This window comes from Bosea sp. 29B (assembly GCF_902506165.1).
Taxonomy (GTDB): Bacteria; Pseudomonadota; Alphaproteobacteria; order Rhizobiales; family Beijerinckiaceae; genus Allobosea.
In genome coordinates, this window is record NZ_LR733817.1 from 358,728 (window position 1) to 375,780 (window position 17,053).

Here is a 17,053-nt window from a genome sequence, read left to right on the forward strand (position 1 = left end):
CGGTTTCACCTTGATAGGTTATGGCCAGGAGGAGAGATCGTGCAAGCCCTTACCCGCCCTTATGGCGTCCTCCACTATCGCACGGATGGTCCGGCGGACGCTCCAGCGGTCATCTTCGCCAACTCGCTCGGCACGGACCTGCGGCTCTGGGATGCGATCCTGCCGCTTCTGCCCCGGGATCTGCGCTATATCCGCTATGACAAGCAGGGTCATGGCCTCTCGACCTTGGGCGGCGGCACCGACATCGCCGACCACGCCGACGACGCTATCGCGCTGATCGAGGCCCTCGCCGGCAAGCCGGTCGTCTTCGTCGGCCTCTCGATCGGCGGCCTGATCGGCCAGACCGTGGCGAGCCGGCGTCCCGAGCTCGTGCGGGCGCTCGTCCTCTCGAACACCGCGGCCAAGCTCGGCACGGTCGAGAGCTGGCAGGCCCGCATCGACGCCATTACCGGTCATGGGCTGGAGCATATCGCCGACGCCGTCATGGAGCGCTGGTTCGCTCCCGCCTTCCGCGCCACGCCGGAACTTTCGCTCTGGCGTGCCATGCTGACCCGGACGCCGGCAGACGGCTATATCGCCGCCTGCAGGGCGCTCTCCCACGCCGACCAGACCGCCGCGACCGCGGCCCTGCGCCTGCCCACCTTGGCGATCGCCGGCGATGCCGACGGTGCTTCCCCGGCCGAGCTGGTCGAGGCGACGGCCGCGCTGATTTCCGGCTCCGTCTTCCACGTCATCCCCGGCGCGGGCCATCTGCCCTGTGTCGAGAAGCCCGCGGCCTATGCCGCGATCCTGTCCCCGTTCCTGAGGGCCCACGCCCATGACTGAGCTTGCCGAGAAGGGCATGTCGATCCGCCGCCGCGTGCTGGGCGAGGCCCATGTCGACCGCGCCGAGGCCAACAAATCCGAGTTCGACGCCCCGTTCCAGGCACTGATCACCGATGCCGCCTGGGGCCATGTCTGGGCCCGTGACACGCTGCCGACGCGCGAGCGATCGATGATGACGATCGCGCTCCTGGCCGGGCTCGGCAATTACGAGGAGCTTGCCCTGCATCTGCGCGCCACGCGCAACACCGGGGCGAGCAAGGACGACGTGATGGAAGCTCTCCTCCACGTCGCGATCTATGCCGGCGTCCCGCGCGCCAACCACGCCATCAAGATCGCGAAGGACATCTTCGCAGCCATGGCTCAGGACGAGCAGGCATAAGAGAAGGCAGAGGAAACGCCATGAAACCAGCGGAGTTCTACCAGCGCGACCGGACCTGGCAGCCGCCGGCGCTGACGCCCGACTACAAGACCTCGGTCGGGCGCAGCCCGCGCCTGGCGATGCTCTCGCTCCAGGGCTCGATGTCGGAGATCACCGGCCCGACCTTCGGCCACAGCGATATCGACCCGATCGACAACGACCTGATCAAGAACTACGCCAAATCAGGCGATCCGGTTGGCGAGCGCATCATCGTCCATGGCCGCGTCCTCGATGAGAACGGCCGCGGCGTGCCGAACACGCTGGTCGAGATCTGGCAGGCCAATGCTGGCGGGCGCTACCGCCACAAGAAGGACACCTATCTCGCGCCGATCGACCCGAATTTCGGCGGCTGCGGCCGCACGCTGACCGACGAGAACGGCTACTACTTCTTCCGCACGATCAAGCCCGGCGCCTATCCCTGGCGCAACTGGGTCAACAACTGGCGCCCGGCCCATATCCATGTTTCGGTCTTCGGCACGGCCTTCAGCCAGCGCCTGATCACCCAGATGTATTTCGAGGGCGACCCGCTGATCGCGAAATGCCCGATCGTCGCGACGATTCCCGACCAGCGCGCCATCGACCAGCTCATCGCGCCGCTCGACCTGAACGCCGCCGTGCCGCTCGACTGCCTCGCCTACAAATTCGACATCGTGCTGCGCGGCCGCCGCTCGACGCTGTTCGAGAACCGCCTGGAGGGCAACTGATCATGGTCCAGGCTCTGCCCTATCTGAAGGAATCCGCCTCCCAGACCGCCGGCCCTTACGTCCATATCGGCCTGGCGCCGGGCGCGGCGGGCTTCGACATCTATCGCCATGAGCTCGGCGGGACGATCGCCGGCCCGGACGTGCCCGGCGAGCGCATCCGCATCGAGGGCCTCGTCTATGACGGCACCGGCGCGCCGGTGAAGGACATCCTGCTGGAAGCCTGGCAGGCCGACGCCAACGGCATCTACCCTCATCCCGAGGACCCGCGGCATAGCGAGGTCGCGCCGGGTTTCCGCGGCTGGGGCCGGATCATCACCGATTTCGACAGCGGCCTCTGGAGCTTCGAGACGATCAAGCCAGGCCCCGTGCCGGGGCGCAACAAGCGCATGATGGCACCGCATATCAGCCTCTGGCTCGTCTCGCGCGGCATCAATATCGGCCTCAACACGCGGATGTATTTCGACGACGAGGACAATAGCGCCGACCCGGTGCTGGGCCTCGTCGAGCAGGAGAACCGCCGCCGGACCTTGATCGCCCAGCGCACCGCGCCCGGCGTCTACCGTTTCGACATTCGCCTCCAGGGCGAAGGCGAAACCGTGTTCCTGGACGTCTGAGCCATGACACAGCCCTGCATCATCTGCGTCGCCATCACCGGCTCGCTGCCGACCAAGGCCAACAACCCGGCGGTGCCGATCACCATCGCCGAGCAGGTCGAGAGCACGCAGGAGGCCTTCGAGGCCGGCGCCAGCATCGCGCACTGCCATGTGCGCGATGACGAGGGCAAGCCGAGCTCGGACCCCGAGCGCTATGGCCGCCTCAAGGAAGGCCTCGAGAAGCACTGCCCCGGCATGATCGTCCAGCTCTCGACCGGCGGCCGCTCGGGCGCGGGCCAGGCCCGCGGCGCCATGCTGTCGCTGCGGCCGGACATGGCCTCCCTCGCCGTCGGCTCGAACAACTTCCCGACCCGCGTCTACGAGAACGCACCTGACCTGGTCGACTGGCTCGCCGCCGAGATGGTGACCCATGGCGTCAAGCCGGAGATCGAGGCCTTCGATCTCTCGCACATCCTCAAGGCGCATGAGATGTGGCAGCGCGGCCAGATCGTCGATCGTCCCTATGTCCAGTTCGTCATGGGCGTGAAGAACGCGATGCCGGTCGATCGCGATGTGTTCAACTATTACATCCGCACCGTGAAGCGCCTGTTCGGCGAGAACGCGCCCTGGTGCGCCGCCGGCATCGGCTCGAACCAGATCGTGCTGAACGAATGGGCGATCGCCGCCGGTGGCCACGCCCGCACCGGCCTGGAAGACAATGTCCGCCTCGACCGCGAACGGCTCGCGCCCTCGAATGCCGCGCTGGTCGAGCGGGCGGCGGCGCTCGCCCGGAAATACGGGCGGCCGGTCGCGACCTGGCAGCAGGCGCGCGAGATCCTCGGCATTCCGATGAGGACGGGCAACGCCGGCTGAGGCCACGCTGCTCCCAGCCCGGAACAGGACGGAAGACGCAATGATCAGCGGAAAGACCAGGCTCATCGGCCATCTCGGCTTCCCGACCGAGAGCTTCAAGGCGCCGCTGATCTACAACCCCTATTTCGAGCGCGACGGCATCGATGCTGTGGTCGTGCCGATGGGCAGCCGCAGCGAGGACTATCCCGATTTCCTCAGGCTGTTCTTCCGCCTTTCCAACGCCCATGGCGCGCTCATAACCATGCCGCACAAGGTCGTGACGACCGGCCTGGTCGACGATCTCATGCCGACGGCCGCGATCGCCGGGGCCTGCAACGCCGTGCGCCGCGAGGCCGACGGCCGGCTGACCGGCGAGATGTTCGACGGCGAGGGCTTCGTGCGTGGCGTCCTGCGCAAGGGCCGTCAGGTTGCCGGCACACGAGCCCTGGTGATCGGTGCCGGCGGCGTCGGCTCGGCGATCGCCGCTTCGCTCGCCAAGGCCGGCGTCGCCGAGCTCGGCCTGTTCGATATGAATGGCGGGGCGGCAGAGGCGCTGGGCGGACGGCTGGCGCGCTATTACGCCGCGCTCAAGGTTTCGACCGGCTCGAACGATCCGGCCGGCTTCGACATCGTCGTCAACGCGACTCCGCTGGGGATGAAGCCCGGCGATCCTCTGCCGCTCGACATCGCGCGCCTGCCCTCCTCCGCCTTCGTCGGCGAAGTGGTGATGGCGCAGACCATCACGCCCTTCCTGGCGGCGGCGCAGCAGCGCGGCTGCCAGGTCCAGGTCGGCACCGACATGCTGTTCGAGCAGATCCCGGCCTATCTCGAGTTCTTCGGCCTGCCCACGACCACCGCGGAAGACCTGCGCGCCGTGGCGCGGCTCGGCTGAGCAGCCGTCCGCTCAGAACGGCATCTTGCAGTCCTTGCCATAGGCGTCCGGCAGCCCTTCGGCGATCTTGCTCTCGATCTCGGTAGCGTAGCTGCCGTCATCGCGTTTCTTCACCGCGACGAGATAATAGTCCTGGATCGGGAACTGGTTCGGCCCGATCGCGAAGCGCCCGCGCACGGAGTCGAACCTGGTCTTGCGCAAGGCCTCGATCAGCTTCGTGCGGTCGGCGATCTCGCCCTTCAGGGAGGTCGCGGCGGCGTTCAGCCAGATCGCCGCGTCATAGGCGTGCGCGGCATAGTTGGCGGGCGTATACTTGTACTCCGCCTTGAAGGCCTCGACGAAGGCGCGGCTCGCCGGCACGTCGAGCGCGGGCGACCAGTTGGTGACGCCGGAGGTCCCGACCGCCGCGTCCTGCAGCGCCGGCAGGTTGGTCTCGTCGATGGTGTGAGCCGACAGCATCGGCAGCGTGACGCCGGCCTGTCGCCATTGCTTGACGAAGGTGACGCCGAGGCCGCCCGGCATGAAGACGAAGGCCGCGTCCGCCTTCGCGGCGACGATCTTGGCGAGATCGCCTGAGAAGTCCGGCTGCGTCAGCGGCACGAAGATCTCGTCGACGATCTCGCCCTTGTATTCCCGCTTGAAGCCGGCGACGACGTCCTTGCCAGCCTGGTAGTTGGGCGCGACGACCACGATCTTGCGATAGCCCTTCTGCGTGGCGTGGCGCCCCATCGCCTCGGCGTTCTGGTCGTTCTGGTAGGCGGCCGAGAACAGATAGGGGCTGCATCTTGCGCCAGCGATCGGGGACGGGCCGGCATTGGTGCCGATGAAGACGGTCTGGCCGTCGACCATGCGCCGGGCCGTCGCCATCAGGATGTTGGAGAAGACGATGCCGACGATGGCGTCGACCTTGTCGCGCTCGATCAGCTGCTGCACGCGCTGGATGCCGACCTCGGGCTTCAGCTCGTCGTCGACGACGAGCACCTCGGCCGGGATGCCCGCGATCTTGCCACCGAGCTGCTTGATCGCGAGTTGGAAGCCGTCGCGGGTGTGCTGGCCGAGCACCGCCGGCGGCCCGGTCAGGGTGGTGACAAGGCCGATCCTGATCGATTGGGCTGGCTCGGCCGACGCCGTCGTCGCAAGGGCTGAGAGCAGCGCCAGCGCGCTCGCGGCAATCTTGAACGTGTCAGACATGTCGTTGTCCCCTTTATTGGTTCGTTCTCAGCCGATGCCGTAGCGCCCGGGCGCGATCACGCCGGCCGGGTCGAGCGCGGCCTTGATCGCCGTGCAGCTGTCGCGGAAGGCCGGCATGGCCTGGCCCATATGCAGCGCGTGGTAGTCGAGCGGGGCGCGGCCGACGAAGATGCCGCGTTCGGCATAGGCCCGGGCGAGCGCCTCGTAGCAGGCGTTGGCGCGGGCGTTCTCGTCGGGGTTTTCGCGGTCGAAGGTGATGACGTGCAGGCCGCGGGCGAAGCGGGCGCTGCAGACGTTCATGATCATGTAGTCCATGCCGTGCTCGGCATAGATCCGGCGCGAGATGCGCTGGCACTCGTTGGCGATGCTGCCGACCATCGGCGTGCCCGGCAGGAACCAGAGATTGCCGCCGCCAGGCCGCCATTTCAGCAGGCCGAGCTCGCCGACGCCGGGAACGCCCGAGCAGGCGTTGATCGCGACCTGCAGCGCGTGGAAGCCGAGCGCCTCCTCATGCGGGATGTAGGTCGCCTTGCCGGACTTGCCGAAGGCGGCGCGCACGCGCTCGATCTGCGGTTCGATCGCCGCCATGCTCAGACCATAGAAGGCGCCCGACACCGTCCAGGCGCCGAGCCTGTCCTTCTCGCGCAGCGCCCGCCGGCCGGCATCGGAGATCGAGACACGGCTGCCGGGGGTGTATTCGGGACTGGGGTGCTCGGAGCCGCAGAGATAGACGTCGTTGGCGACGCGCAGCAGCGTCGGCACGAAGTTTGAGAGCTTGAGCGCCCGGCAGATGTCGACGATCTCGGCGAGGTCGTCATCATCGGGATAGGTGAAGTGGAAGCTGCGCACCGCCGGCGGGCGCGGCAGCAACCAGATGCCCATGCGCGTGACGATGCCGAAATTCGACTGGGCGAACAGCCCATCGAGGATCGGGCCGAAGCTGTATTTGCTGACATGCCAGTTCGGCAGCTCGGAGCCGGCGAGCGCGCCATCACCGGTGCGCAGCACCTCGCCATTCCCGAGCACGATCTCCATGCCGCAGGAGAAGCCGAAATGGTCGAAATAGGGGCCGTAGCCGGCGCCCTTGTCGAGCGCATTGCCGAGCATGCCGCCCTGCGGCGGTCCGGAGGTGACGTCGACCATGAACTTGTCGCCACGCCGGACCAGTTCGTCATACATCGCCTGGTAGCTGACGCCGGGCTCGACCACGGCGAAGGCCAGCGTCTCGTCGATCTCGAGGATGCGGTTCATCCGGCGCCCGAGATCGAGCACGACCTGCCCGGAATGCACCGCCGAGCGGCTGCCGAGCCCGATATTGTTGCCGGTGCTGACCGGATAGAGCGCGACGCCATGGCGGTTCGCCGCCTTCACGATCGCCTGCACCTCGGCTGTGCTGCCGGGATAGACCACGCCGAGCGGGCGCCGGTCGCCGCCCGGCATGGTGTTCTCGCCATAGCGGCGCAGCGTCTCCTCGCTGCGGTTGATCCACTCGGCCCCGACCGCCGCAGCGACCTCGTTGAAGAATGCCTCCGCCATGCCGGCGTCTCCCCTCTGTTGTCGTGTGCTTGGGCCGGTCACCAGAAGCCGGCGTCGTCGTTCGGCGCCGGGGCGCCAGATGCCGCCGTCGCCGGCGCCTCCTCCGGCTGCGGCGGGGGTCGGCTCGTCAGCGTCACGCCCGCGAGGGCCGGCGGCAGCGGGCCGCCCGTCGCCCAGTCCAGCAGCTCGACGGTGTGGGCCATCGGCGCGCCGACATAGCGCCGCAGCTGCGTCAGGCAGCCGATATTGCCGGCCGCCACGACGTCTGGCGCCGTGCTGTCGATATGGTCCGCCTTGCGCCGGCCCAGGGTCTCGGCCGTCGCAGGCTGGAGCAGGTTGTAGGTCCCGGCCGAGCCGCAGCAGAAATGCTTCTCCGGCACGTCCACCACCTCGAAGCCGGCGGCGCGCAGCAGGTCGCGCGGCTGCCGGGTGACACGCTGGCCGTGCTGCATCGAGCAGGCGTCGTGATAGGTGACGCGCAGCCGCGGCCGCCCTGGCGCGACCGGCCGGAGCCCGATGCCGGCGATGAATTCGGTGACGTCGCGGGCGATGCCGGCGATCTCCTTGGCCTCGCCGGCAAGCTCCGCCCGGGCCAGGAGATGGCCGTAATCCTTGACCGTGGTGCCGCAGCCGGAGGCGTTGACGATCACGGAGTCGAGCCCCTCGCCGCGGCGCTCGCGCATCCAGGCGCGGACATTGGCGGCAGCCGCCGCCATCGCCTCGTCCTCGCGCCCCATATGCAGCGTCAGCGAGCCACAGCAGCCGGCTCCCGCGGCAACGACGACCTCGCAGCCATGCCGCGTCAGCAGCCGGATCGTCGCCGCGTTGATGTTGGCATCGAGCGCCTGCTGGGCGCAGCCGGCGAGCAACGCCACACGCGCCCTCTTCTCGCCCTCCGCCCTGAACACATGCGGCGCCAGTATCTGCCCTTGCGCCCGCTCCGGGATCATCGCCAGAAGCGGCCGCAGCCGCGCCGGCAGCAGCCTTTGCAGGGGCCGACCGAGCCGGCCGAGCTTCAGCGCGACCTGAAACAAGCGCGGCCGCGGCAGCACGAAGGCGAGCAGCGCCCGCAAGGCGCGCTCGGCCGGCGGGCGACGATGATGACGCTCGACATGGATTCGGGCGCGATCGATCAGATGCGCATAGTCGACCTTGGCCGCGCAGGTGGTCATGCAGGACAGGCAGGAGAGGCAGCTGTCGAGATGCGCGACGGTCTGCGGCTTCGGCGGGCCGCCGCTCTCCAGCATGGCGCGGATCAGGTCGATGCGCCCGCGCGGGGATTCGTTCTCATCCCGGCTCAGTACATAGGTTGGGCAGGTATTGGTGCAGAAGCCGTAATGCACGCAGGTGCCGAGGATGTCGGCGGCTTCCCGGATCGCGGGATCGCGCAATTGCTCGGCCGTGAAATCCGTCTGCATCGCTTGTCTGCCCCTTCGAGCCGAAAGCTAGGAAGGGAGGCCGGGCATGGTCTCGGCGCTGCGTGCAGAAAATTCCGGCTTTGAGTGCAAACCGTTCTTATGAAAAGCTGGACGCACCCCGGCGGCCTCTGTCGGCTGCCGGGCGGAGAAGGTCATGGGGACCATCGTTTGGGGCACGGAAGGTCTCGAACCCGATTCCGGGTTCGACTACTGGCGCGAGACCGTCTGCCGCGCCGTGCTCAACGTCACGACCGAGGCGCCCGATCCGCAGGAGGCCTTCCACGGCTCGATCACCGGGCGCAGCTTCGGCGATGTCAGGATCGCGAGCTTCCGCTCGACCCGGCACGATGTCGTGCGCACCTCCCGCCATGTCGCGCAAGGCGACGACAGCGTCCTCGTCAGCCTGCAGGAGCGCGGCGAATGCCAGCTCTCGCAGGGCGACGAACGGCTCCTGCTCAAGCCAGGCGAGATCGGGCTCGTCGATGGCGCGCGGCCGTTCCGCCTCTCCTTCTCGGAGGATGTCCGGCGCGTCGTCGCCGTGCTTCCGCGCCGGACTCTGCTGCTCAAGGCGCCCTGGCTCGTGCGCGGCCGGCCGCACCGCATCGCGCTCTCCTCGCGCTTCGTCTCGCTGGCGCGGCGCCACCTCCTCGAGCTCGCCCGCCATGGCGAGATCATGGACGAGATGTCGGCGAGCCTGCTCGCCGACAATCTCTGCAATCTGATCGGGCTGTCGAGCGACGCCGCCGGCCCCGGGCCCGACCGCTTGCATGAGGCGATCCTCGCCTTCTGCCGCGGACGGCTCGGCGACGAGACACTGTCGCCGGGCGCCGTCGCGGCGCATTTCAACATCTCGCTGCGCACGCTGCATGCGCGCTTTGCCGGAACAGGCGAGAGCTTCGGGCGCTGGCTGCTGGCGACGCGGCTGGAGGAGAGCCGCCGCGCTCTGCTCGATCCGCGCCGCGCCGGCGAAGGCATCGCTTCCATTGCCTATTCCGCCGGCTTCAACGATCTCTCCGTCTTCAACCGGGCCTTCCGCAACCGCTTCGGCATGACGCCGTCCGATCTGCGCGGCACGAGGCGCAACTGAGCGGAAGGTCGCGGCTCATGACATCGAATGGAGCGTCGGGCCCTCGACGGCCCGCAGGAATCCCGCCGGCCGGGCTCCTCAAGGCCGGCCTGCTCGCGCTGCTGACCGCACTCGCCCTCCCGGCAGCCGCCTCCGACTGGCAGCGCTATGGCAATGCCCGCTTCCAGTACTGGATCGACATTCCGCCGGGCTTCTCCAAGGTCGAGGAAGCCGACAATGGCGATGGCGGTGTCTCGGCGTCTCCGGACGGCGCCGCTGAATTGCGGGTCTGGGGCAGCTATCCGACCGCGGGCAGCCTTGCCGCCGAGGCTAGAGAGCGCCAGGCATTCGACCAGCGGGATGGCTGGAGCATCAGCTATCAGACACAGAACAAGAGCGGAGCCGTCTGGTCCGGAGCCAAGGGCAACCGCATCGTCTATGCGCGCGCCATCCCGGGCTGCGACAAGGCGGTAGCCTATTTTCGCCTCGAATACGACCGGAAGCGGCAGAAGGCGTTCGACCCGGTGATATCCAGGCTGGTCAAGTCGTTCCGAAGCGGCGACTGCCGGGCGCGCTGAACCCTCTCGCCCTCACCTCTCGCCCAGCCTGGCGTCCGCCCAAGCCGCGGCGGTCTTGGCCATCGTCGCCAGATGCCCGTTTGGCGAAAAGCCCGATGCCTTGCGCGGTCGCAGGTCGTGATCGCCATCTTCGAGCCAGAGCATCTCGATCGCAGGCGACAGGGTATAGCCGGCGACCTCCTCGCGCGTGCCGAACTCGTCGCGCGTGCCCTGGACGATGAGCGTCGGCGTCTTGAGATCGACGAGATGCTGGGTCCGCAACTGCTGCGGTTTTGCCGGCGGATGAAATGGGTAGCCGAGACAGAGCAGGCCGCCGATCCGCCCGACCGCGAGCAAGTCGTCGGCGACCATGCTGGCGACACGCCCGCCCATCGACTTGCCGCCGATGATCAGCGATCGCGACGGGCCGAGCGCCTCGATCGCGGCCCGGTACTCCGGATTGAGCGTCTCGGCCCGAGGCGGCGGCTTGCGGCCGGCCTCGCTGCGGCGGCTTGCCATATAGGCGAACTCGAAGCGGGCGACGCGAAATCCCTCTCCGGCCAGGCTCTCCGCCGCAGCAGTCATTGAGGCGGAGTCCATCGGGGCTCCAGCGCCGTGGGCCAGGAGAACGGTGTGCCCGGCGTGTTCAGGGCCGTCGAAGAGGAACTGCAAATCCGTCTCTCCATCCGTCACAAGCGCGAGCTTCCGCAGGCAGGGCCTCGCGACCGTTCTCACGGCTTCGCGGACGGCGCAACACGGCAGGCCCACCGCACCATCGGCGTTGCGGACGTCTCCGGCCGGAGATCAACCGCCCTTCGTCGCAGAAAGCCCGATGGCGCCGGCAAGCACGCCGGCCCAAAGCGTATAGCCCGCCGAATTCAGGTGAACGCCATCGGCTTCGTAGTAGCGACCCATCGGCCGGCCGTTCCGCCCGACCAGGCAGCTGCCGACATCGACATACCCGCCGGCCTGATCACCCGCATGGCTGTCCCTGAGCATCGCGTTGAAGACCTCGAACTCGCCGGCATGGAGCCAGCGTCCGGGGCTATGCTTGATCGAGAGGCGGTGGATCGGGACGGGGCCGAACTTCTCCCGGAGCCGCTGGGTCAGCCGCTCCAGCGCTTCGAAGGCCGAGCCGGCGTCGAGCCCGTCATTGGCGATGTCGTTCTCGCCGAAATAGAGCACGATCCGCCCGGGCTCGACGAGATCGAGCAGATCGTCGCAATAGCGTAGCCCGCTCTCGGCCGTGCCGCCGCCGAAGCCGAGATTGGCGACCTCCAGCGAGCCGAAATCCTCGGCCATCCGATCCCAGTAGCGGAAGGAGGACGAGCCGAAGAAGACGACCGGCTTGCCGGCGAAGCGCCGGCGCATGATCTGGCTACGTACCGCGAGTACATCGTCGTCATAGCGCGTGGTGGTCCATTCCCCCGCCAGGAGCGACGGAGCAACGGGAGCGATCGAGGGATGCCGGTTCACGGAACGGGCCTCATGAGCAGGGAACGGCAGCGGGAATACGGGCGAGCACCACGGCAGATCGTCATCACGCCCTCCGCCCGGAAAGACGGGGATCGATGCGCTCGCGCAGGGCATCGCCGAGTACGTTGATGGCGATCACCAGCAGCGATAGGAACAGACCGGGAAAGGCGATGATCCAGGGGGCGACGCGGAAGAACTGGCGCCCGCCGGCCATGACGTTGCCCCAGCTCGGCAGGTCCGGAGAGATGCCGACGCCGATGAAGCTGAGGATGGCTTCGGCGAGGATCGCGGAGGCGCAGACGAAGGTCGCCTGAACAATCAGCGCCTCCGTCGCGTTCGGCAGGATATGCCTGAGCAGCACGCGCGGCGTGCTCGATCCGATCGCGATTGCCGCGTCGACATAGGGCATCTCGCGCAGGCTCAGCACCACGCCGCGCATCAGCCGCGCCGTGCGCGGGATCTCCGGCACGCTGATCGCGATCATCACGGTCGCCAGCCCGCCGCCGAGCAGCGAGGCGAGCGCGATCGCCAAGAGCACGCCGGGAATGGCCATCAGCCCGTCCATGATGCGCATCAACACCGTGTCGGCCAACCGGACATAGCCGGCCACGAGCCCGATCAGGCCACCCGCCAGCAGCGTCAGCACGGAGACCCCGAGTCCGACGATGAGCGAGGTCCGGGCGCCCGAGAGCGTCCGCACGAAGATGTCGCGGCCGAGATTGTCCGTCCCGAACCAGTGGTTCGCGCCCGGCGGCTGCAGCGCCTCACCCATGTTGAGGTCGTTGCTGTAGCCGAGGATTGGGGGCGCCAGCAGCGCGCAGGACGCAACCAGCACGACAATGGCGAAGCTCAGGCCGATCACCACCGTCGACGCCCTGAAGGAGCGGCTGGCGCGGGCCGTCTGCGGCTGCGCGCTCATGAGCGCATGTCCTGCCGGATGCGGGGATCGAACAGCGCATAGCTGAGATCGACGAGCAGGTTCACCAAGACCAGGACGAAGGCGAAGACCAGCATCACGCCCTGCACGACCGGATAGTCGCGCGACAGGATGGCATCGACGGTCAATCGCCCGACCCCCGGCAGGTTGAAGACGGATTCGGTGACGACCACGCCGCCGAGCAGAGCCGCGAAGGAGGTGCCGACGACGGTCACCACGGGCACGCCGATGTTCTTCAGCGCATGCGTCGTGACGACCTTGCGCTCGGGCAGGCCCTTGGCCCGCGCGGTCCGGATATAGTCCTCGGACAGGACGTTGAGCAGTGTCGCCCGTGTGATCCGGGCGGCCAGCGCGGCAAAGAGCAAGGTGAGCGCGACCGTCGGCAGCGTCAGGCTGCGCAGGCTGTTCCAGAGGCCGCTCGCCAGCGGCCGATAGCCCTGTACCGGCAACCAGCCGAGCTCGATCGCGAAGACCTGCATCAGCGCATAGCCGATCACGAAGACCGGGATCGAGAAGCCGGCGACCGAGAGCGCCATCACGACATAATCGGTGACCAGGCCGAGGCGCCGGGCGGCGAACACACCGGCCGGCACCGCGACGAGGACCGACAGCAGCGTCGTGGTCAGCGCCAGCATCAGGGTCGGCTCGGCCCGCTGCAGGATCATCGTCGCGACCGGCCGGCCCGAATAGACGGAAACGCCGAGATCGAACTGAGCGAGCTGGCGCAGATAGATCAGGAACTGCACCACGAGCGGCTGATCGAGATGCAGCCGCTGGCGGATCTGCGCGATCTGCTCGGCGCTGGCGTTGTCGCCCGCCATGGCCGCCGCCGGATCGCCCGGCCCGATATGCAGAAGCATGAAGACGACGACCAGGACCGTCAGCATGACAGGCAGCGTCGCCAGAAGCCGCGAGAACAGAAAGCGCGCCATGAGCAGACCTTGAAGGCACGGGCCGGATGCGTCGTCCCGGCCCGTCGAGCAGGAGGTGCGGCAGGATCAGTCGGACTTGCGCACGTTCCAATAGGTCAAGGTAGGCCCCGGGACGAAACCGGACACGCTCTTGCGCCAGGCCGAGAGGTCGTTGAACTGCCCGAGCGGGATATACGTCACGATCTCGTTCGAGCGGGCCTGCATCTCCACCGCGATCGCCTTGCGCGCGGCATCGTCGGAGGCCAGCAGGAATTTCTGCCAGAGCTCCTGCAGGGGCTTGTCGCAGGGCCAGCCGACGAAGGCCTTCTCGCAGGCGCCGGTGACATAAGGGTTGGTCAAGGGGTCCATCAGCGCGTCGCCGGCGAAGCCGGTGATGAAGACGTTCCAGCCGCCCTGCTTCGGCTGGTTCTTGTTGGTCCGCCGTGTGAACATCGTCGCGGTGTCCATCTGCACGTCCTCGACGGTGAAGCCGGCCTTGCGCATCGAGTTCACCATCACCGTGCCGACGTCGCGCTGGACCTTGGCATCCATCGGATGGAGATAGACGATCGGCGTGCCGTCATAGCCGGCCTCCTTCAGCAGGGCCTTCGCCTTCTCGAAGTCCTGCTTCATGAAGCGCTCGCTGCCGACATCGGTCTCGTAGGGACTGCCGCACATGAACAGCGCCGGGCAGAGCTGGTAGAGGTCCTTGCGGCCGCCGAAGACCGCCTGCATCGAATCCGACTGGCTGATCGCGTATTGCAGGGCCTGCCTGACCTTGACGTTGTCCATCGGCGGCTGGGTGTGGTTGATCACCACCTGGAAGTTCTTGCCGAGGACCGGCGCCTTGGCGACCTGGATCGACTTGTCCTTCTCCAGCACCGGCAGCATCTCGGCCGGCACCTCGGCGACATAGTCGATCTCGCCGGCGAGCAGCGCGTTGACCGCGCTAAGATCGTCGCTGAACTGGATGCGCTCGATGCGATCGACCCCGGCGGTCTTTCCGCCGGCTAGACCGCTCGGCGCCTCGCTGCGCGGCTTGTAGCCCGCATGCTTGGCGACGACGAATTTGACGCCTGGAACCCATTCGTCCGGCAAGAGCCTGAACGGGCCAGAGCCGACGAACTCCTTGAGCTCGGTCGTCGCCGGCGTCCTGGCGAGCCGCTCCGGCATCACGAACAGCGGATAGGCGGTCATGCGGGCGAAGCCGTCGATCAGGCGGGCGAAGGGCTCCTTCAGCCGGACCTCGAACGAGGTCGCATCGATCGCCTTGATCGCATCGAGACGCTTCTCGACCTCGGCCCCGAGGCTGTCCTTCTTCATCCAGCGCTCGATCGAGGCGACGCAGTCCGCAGCTGTGACGGGCTTGCCGTCATGGAAGCTCAGGCCCTGGCGCAGCTTGAAAACATAGGTCTTGCCGTCGTCGGAGAGCGTGTGGCTCTCGACCATCTGCGGCTGGGCGCGGTAGTTGCCGTCGAGCGAGAAGAGCGTGTCGTAGATCAGATAGGCCATGTCCCGGACCGGGTAGGCCGAGGTGAAGAGCGCATCGAGCTGCTTGATGTCGGCGGTGTTCTTGATCTTCAGGACGGTTTCGGCCTGTGCCGGCGCGACGGCCGCAAGGCAAAACGCTCCGGCCAGCCCGGCCGCCATCACGGTTCTCAACATCGACCCCCTCCCGGCATTTTCGAGTGCCGCCCGGTGCTCGCCGGGCGCGTCATTGAGGGCCGAAGCTAGCGAAGCTTGCCGCTTGCACATAGGGCCGGAGTTGTGTTTCAGATATAGCAATTTGTTATATCCGAAAGGCATAACCGGAGTGAAGCTGCGGCAGCTCAAGAACGTCCTGGTGATCGCCGAGACCGGCAGTCTGATGAAGGCCGCCCTGCATCTGGGCGTGGCGCAACCCGCCCTCAGCCGGGATCTCCGACAACTGGAAGAGGAGCTCGCGACCCGCCTCTTCCACCGCGACGGGCGGGGCGTCTCGCTGACGCGCGACGGTGCGGCGTTCCAGGCCGCGATCGCCCCGCACATCGCTGGGCTCGACGCGGCGAAACAGGCCTTGGTCGGCCGACGGCCCGGCTATGCCGGCTCGATCCGCCTGGCCTGGACCGGCACGATCAGCATCCCGCTGGCGACGCCGATCATCTCGGCCTTCACCCAGCGCTTTCCCGAGGTTGAACTGCACGCCCGCGGCGGATCGAGCCTCCACATCGCCGAATGGGTGGCGCGCGACGAGATCGACATCGGCATCTTCAATTCTGAACGCCCGGCCACCGGCGCGCTCGTCGAGACATTGACCCGCGCGCCCCTGTTCCATGTCGCGCGGGCCGACGGGCCGGTGCCGCCGACCATCACCTTCGCGGAGGCCGCCGCCGGCCCCCTCTTCGTCCATAGCCGGCAGAACGCGCTCGGGCGCATCGTCGAGGCCTGCGCCCGCGAGCACGATATCCCCTTGAAGATCTATGCCGAGGTCGACGACTTCCTGGCAGTCCGGCCGATGATCGAGGAAGGGCGAGCGGCGGCGATCGTGCCGCGCAGTCTTCTCTCCGGCGGCGACGCCACAAGGCTCGCCGTGCGGCGCGTGACGGAGCCGGAGCTGACCTTGTACTTCCACCTCGCGGTCTCGAAAGTGAAACGCAGCCGCCCCGCCGTTCTGAGCCTGGCCGATGTGATCAGGTCCGCGGTCGCAGATGCGACCCAGGCCGGGCAGTTCGACGGCGAGCTCCGGAATTGACCTGATCCGATGCTCTGGCCAGGCCCATGGGCCGGGACGATCTACGCGGCCTCGTCGGCGAGAAGCGCGCGAAAGGCCTGCGCAGGCCGGCCGACATAGCGTTCCTTGTGCCGCAGCATGACGAAGCGGCGCGCGGGGATGTCGGCCGCGACCTCGGCGAGCAGGCCAGAGCGCAAGGCGTTGGCGACGACCAGCCTCGACATCAAGGCGGCGGCGGAGCCCGCATCGACGGCGCTGCGCACGGCCTCGTTGGCGGGCAGCTCCAGCAGGACGTCGAGGTCGGCGACCGAGCGCCCGGCGCCGGCGAGAACCGCCTCGAGGGCCTGCCGTGTCCCTGAACCGGGCTCACGCAGGACCCAGGGGCTTTCGACGAATTCCGCTGGATCGACGCGCGCCCTCCCCGCCCAGGGATGGCCGGGTGCGACGACGATCGCGAGCTCGTCCATCGCCACGACCTCCTGCGCCAGCAGCGGATCGTCGATCTCGCCTTCGACGAAGCCGATATCGGCAAGCCCGTCATGGATGGAAGCCGCGACCGTCTCGGTATTGCCGATCACCAGCGGCGTCTCGATACCCGGGTGCCGGGCACGAAACAAAGCAAGCTTTCGCGGCAGCCAGTAATTGCCGACCGTCTGGCTCGCCGCCAGGGACAGCCGCCCGCGCTTCAACCCGGCTAGATCCGACAGGACCCGCTCGCCCGTCGCGGCACGTGCGAGGATCGCGCGAGCTTCGGTCAGGAACAGGCGCCCGGCATCGGTCAGTACGATCCGGCGCCCGACGCGGTCGAACAGCTTCACCGCGTGGCGATGCTCGAGTGCCGCGATCGCCGCGCTCGTCGCCGATTGCGTCAGGTTCAGCTCCGCGGCTGCGCGCGTGACATGCTCGCGCTCGGCGACCGCGACGAAGATGCGAAGCTGTTCGAGTGTCATAAGCGTCGATCATTCCG

General features: G+C 67.8%; 18 protein-coding genes. 9 read left to right on the forward strand and 9 right to left on the reverse strand.

Annotation, left to right across the window (positions count from 1 at the left end):
- Positions 1–39 precede the first annotated feature (39 nt).
- The 6 genes from pcaD to GV161_RS01870 are packed head-to-tail and all read left to right on the forward strand — an operon-like array spanning position 40 to position 4,284.
- Positions 40–825 (forward strand): 3-oxoadipate enol-lactonase, encoded by a 786-nt coding sequence (pcaD, locus tag GV161_RS01845; protein ID WP_152012116.1) that lies wholly within the window; start codon positions 40–42, stop codon positions 823–825.
- On the forward strand, positions 818–1,204 hold the full coding sequence (pcaC, locus tag GV161_RS01850) for a 4-carboxymuconolactone decarboxylase (protein WP_152012115.1): 387 nt from the start codon (positions 818–820) through the stop codon (positions 1,202–1,204). Before pcaD ends, pcaC begins: the two co-directional genes overlap by 8 nt.
- A gap of 20 nt (positions 1,205–1,224) precedes the next feature.
- The gene (gene pcaH / locus GV161_RS01855) at positions 1,225–1,947 is read left to right on the forward strand and encodes a protocatechuate 3,4-dioxygenase subunit beta (protein ID WP_152012114.1); all 723 of its coding nucleotides are present in this window, start codon (positions 1,225–1,227) and stop codon (positions 1,945–1,947) included.
- A 2-nt stretch (positions 1,948–1,949) separates the two neighbouring features.
- The gene (gene pcaG / locus GV161_RS01860) at positions 1,950–2,561 is read left to right on the forward strand and encodes a protocatechuate 3,4-dioxygenase subunit alpha (RefSeq protein ID WP_152012113.1); all 612 of its coding nucleotides are present in this window, start codon (positions 1,950–1,952) and stop codon (positions 2,559–2,561) included.
- Between the two features lie 3 nt (positions 2,562–2,564).
- Complete coding sequence (locus GV161_RS01865; RefSeq protein ID WP_152012112.1) at positions 2,565–3,413, forward strand: 3-keto-5-aminohexanoate cleavage protein; 849 nt, start codon at positions 2,565–2,567, stop codon at positions 3,411–3,413.
- 40 nt (positions 3,414–3,453) lie between these two features.
- Positions 3,454–4,284 (forward strand): shikimate dehydrogenase, encoded by an 831-nt coding sequence (locus GV161_RS01870; RefSeq protein WP_152012111.1) that lies wholly within the window; start codon positions 3,454–3,456, stop codon positions 4,282–4,284.
- Between the two features lie 12 nt (positions 4,285–4,296).
- Here the strand turns inward: GV161_RS01870 and GV161_RS01875 are convergent, their stop codons facing one another.
- Genes GV161_RS01875 through glcF form a run of 3 tightly spaced genes read right to left on the reverse strand, consistent with a single transcriptional unit; the run spans position 4,297 to position 8,429 of the window.
- A complete protein-coding gene (locus GV161_RS01875) occupies positions 4,297–5,475 on the reverse strand; it encodes an ABC transporter substrate-binding protein (protein WP_152012110.1) in 1,179 nt (392 codons plus the stop codon).
- A 27-nt stretch (positions 5,476–5,502) separates the two neighbouring features.
- Positions 5,503–7,011, reverse strand: coding sequence for an FAD-binding oxidoreductase (locus GV161_RS01880; protein WP_152012109.1), 1,509 nt, complete (start codon positions 7,009–7,011; stop codon positions 5,503–5,505).
- A 38-nt stretch (positions 7,012–7,049) separates the two neighbouring features.
- Positions 7,050–8,429: a glycolate oxidase subunit GlcF gene (gene glcF / locus GV161_RS01885; protein ID WP_152012108.1), complete on the reverse strand. Its 1,380-nt coding sequence runs from the start codon at positions 8,427–8,429 to the stop codon at positions 7,050–7,052.
- A gap of 154 nt (positions 8,430–8,583) precedes the next feature.
- On the opposite strand from glcF, the gene GV161_RS01890 reads away from it, so the two are divergent.
- Together GV161_RS01890 and GV161_RS01895 are read left to right on the forward strand one after the other, a co-directional pair.
- Positions 8,584–9,516: a helix-turn-helix domain-containing protein gene (locus GV161_RS01890; protein ID WP_152012107.1), complete on the forward strand. Its 933-nt coding sequence runs from the start codon at positions 8,584–8,586 to the stop codon at positions 9,514–9,516.
- Between the two features lie 17 nt (positions 9,517–9,533).
- Entirely contained in the window at positions 9,534–10,073 is a 540-nt protein-coding gene (locus GV161_RS01895; protein ID WP_244623874.1) for a hypothetical protein, read from the forward strand.
- 12 nt (positions 10,074–10,085) lie between these two features.
- On the opposite strand, the gene GV161_RS01900 is transcribed toward GV161_RS01895, so the two are convergent.
- The 5 genes from GV161_RS01900 to GV161_RS01920 form a co-directional block, all read right to left on the reverse strand.
- Positions 10,086–10,745 carry an alpha/beta family hydrolase gene (locus tag GV161_RS01900; protein ID WP_193219473.1) on the reverse strand — a complete coding sequence of 220 codons (660 nt, stop codon included), beginning with the start codon at positions 10,743–10,745 and terminating at the stop codon, positions 10,086–10,088.
- Positions 10,746–10,856: 111 nt separating this feature from the next.
- Positions 10,857–11,528, reverse strand: a complete 672-nt coding sequence (locus tag GV161_RS01905) for a GDSL-type esterase/lipase family protein (protein ID WP_159650097.1) — start codon at positions 11,526–11,528, stop codon at positions 10,857–10,859.
- A 64-nt stretch (positions 11,529–11,592) separates the two neighbouring features.
- Positions 11,593–12,447, reverse strand: coding sequence for an ABC transporter permease (locus tag GV161_RS01910; RefSeq protein WP_152012104.1), 855 nt, complete (start codon positions 12,445–12,447; stop codon positions 11,593–11,595).
- Positions 12,444–13,397, reverse strand: a complete 954-nt coding sequence (locus tag GV161_RS01915) for an ABC transporter permease (protein WP_152012103.1) — start codon at positions 13,395–13,397, stop codon at positions 12,444–12,446. Before GV161_RS01915 ends, GV161_RS01910 begins: the two co-directional genes overlap by 4 nt.
- A gap of 66 nt (positions 13,398–13,463) precedes the next feature.
- Positions 13,464–15,041 carry an ABC transporter substrate-binding protein gene (locus GV161_RS01920; RefSeq protein WP_159650098.1) on the reverse strand — a complete coding sequence of 526 codons (1,578 nt, stop codon included), beginning with the start codon at positions 15,039–15,041 and terminating at the stop codon, positions 13,464–13,466.
- Positions 15,042–15,189: 148 nt separating this feature from the next.
- On the opposite strand from GV161_RS01920, the gene GV161_RS01925 reads away from it, so the two are divergent.
- On the forward strand, positions 15,190–16,107 hold the full coding sequence (locus GV161_RS01925; RefSeq protein ID WP_159650099.1) for a LysR family transcriptional regulator: 918 nt from the start codon (positions 15,190–15,192) through the stop codon (positions 16,105–16,107).
- A 41-nt stretch (positions 16,108–16,148) separates the two neighbouring features.
- Here the strand turns inward: GV161_RS01925 and GV161_RS01930 are convergent, their stop codons facing one another.
- Positions 16,149–17,036, reverse strand: coding sequence for a LysR family transcriptional regulator (locus tag GV161_RS01930; protein WP_152012100.1), 888 nt, complete (start codon positions 17,034–17,036; stop codon positions 16,149–16,151).
- Between the last annotated feature and the right edge of the window lie 17 nt (positions 17,037–17,053).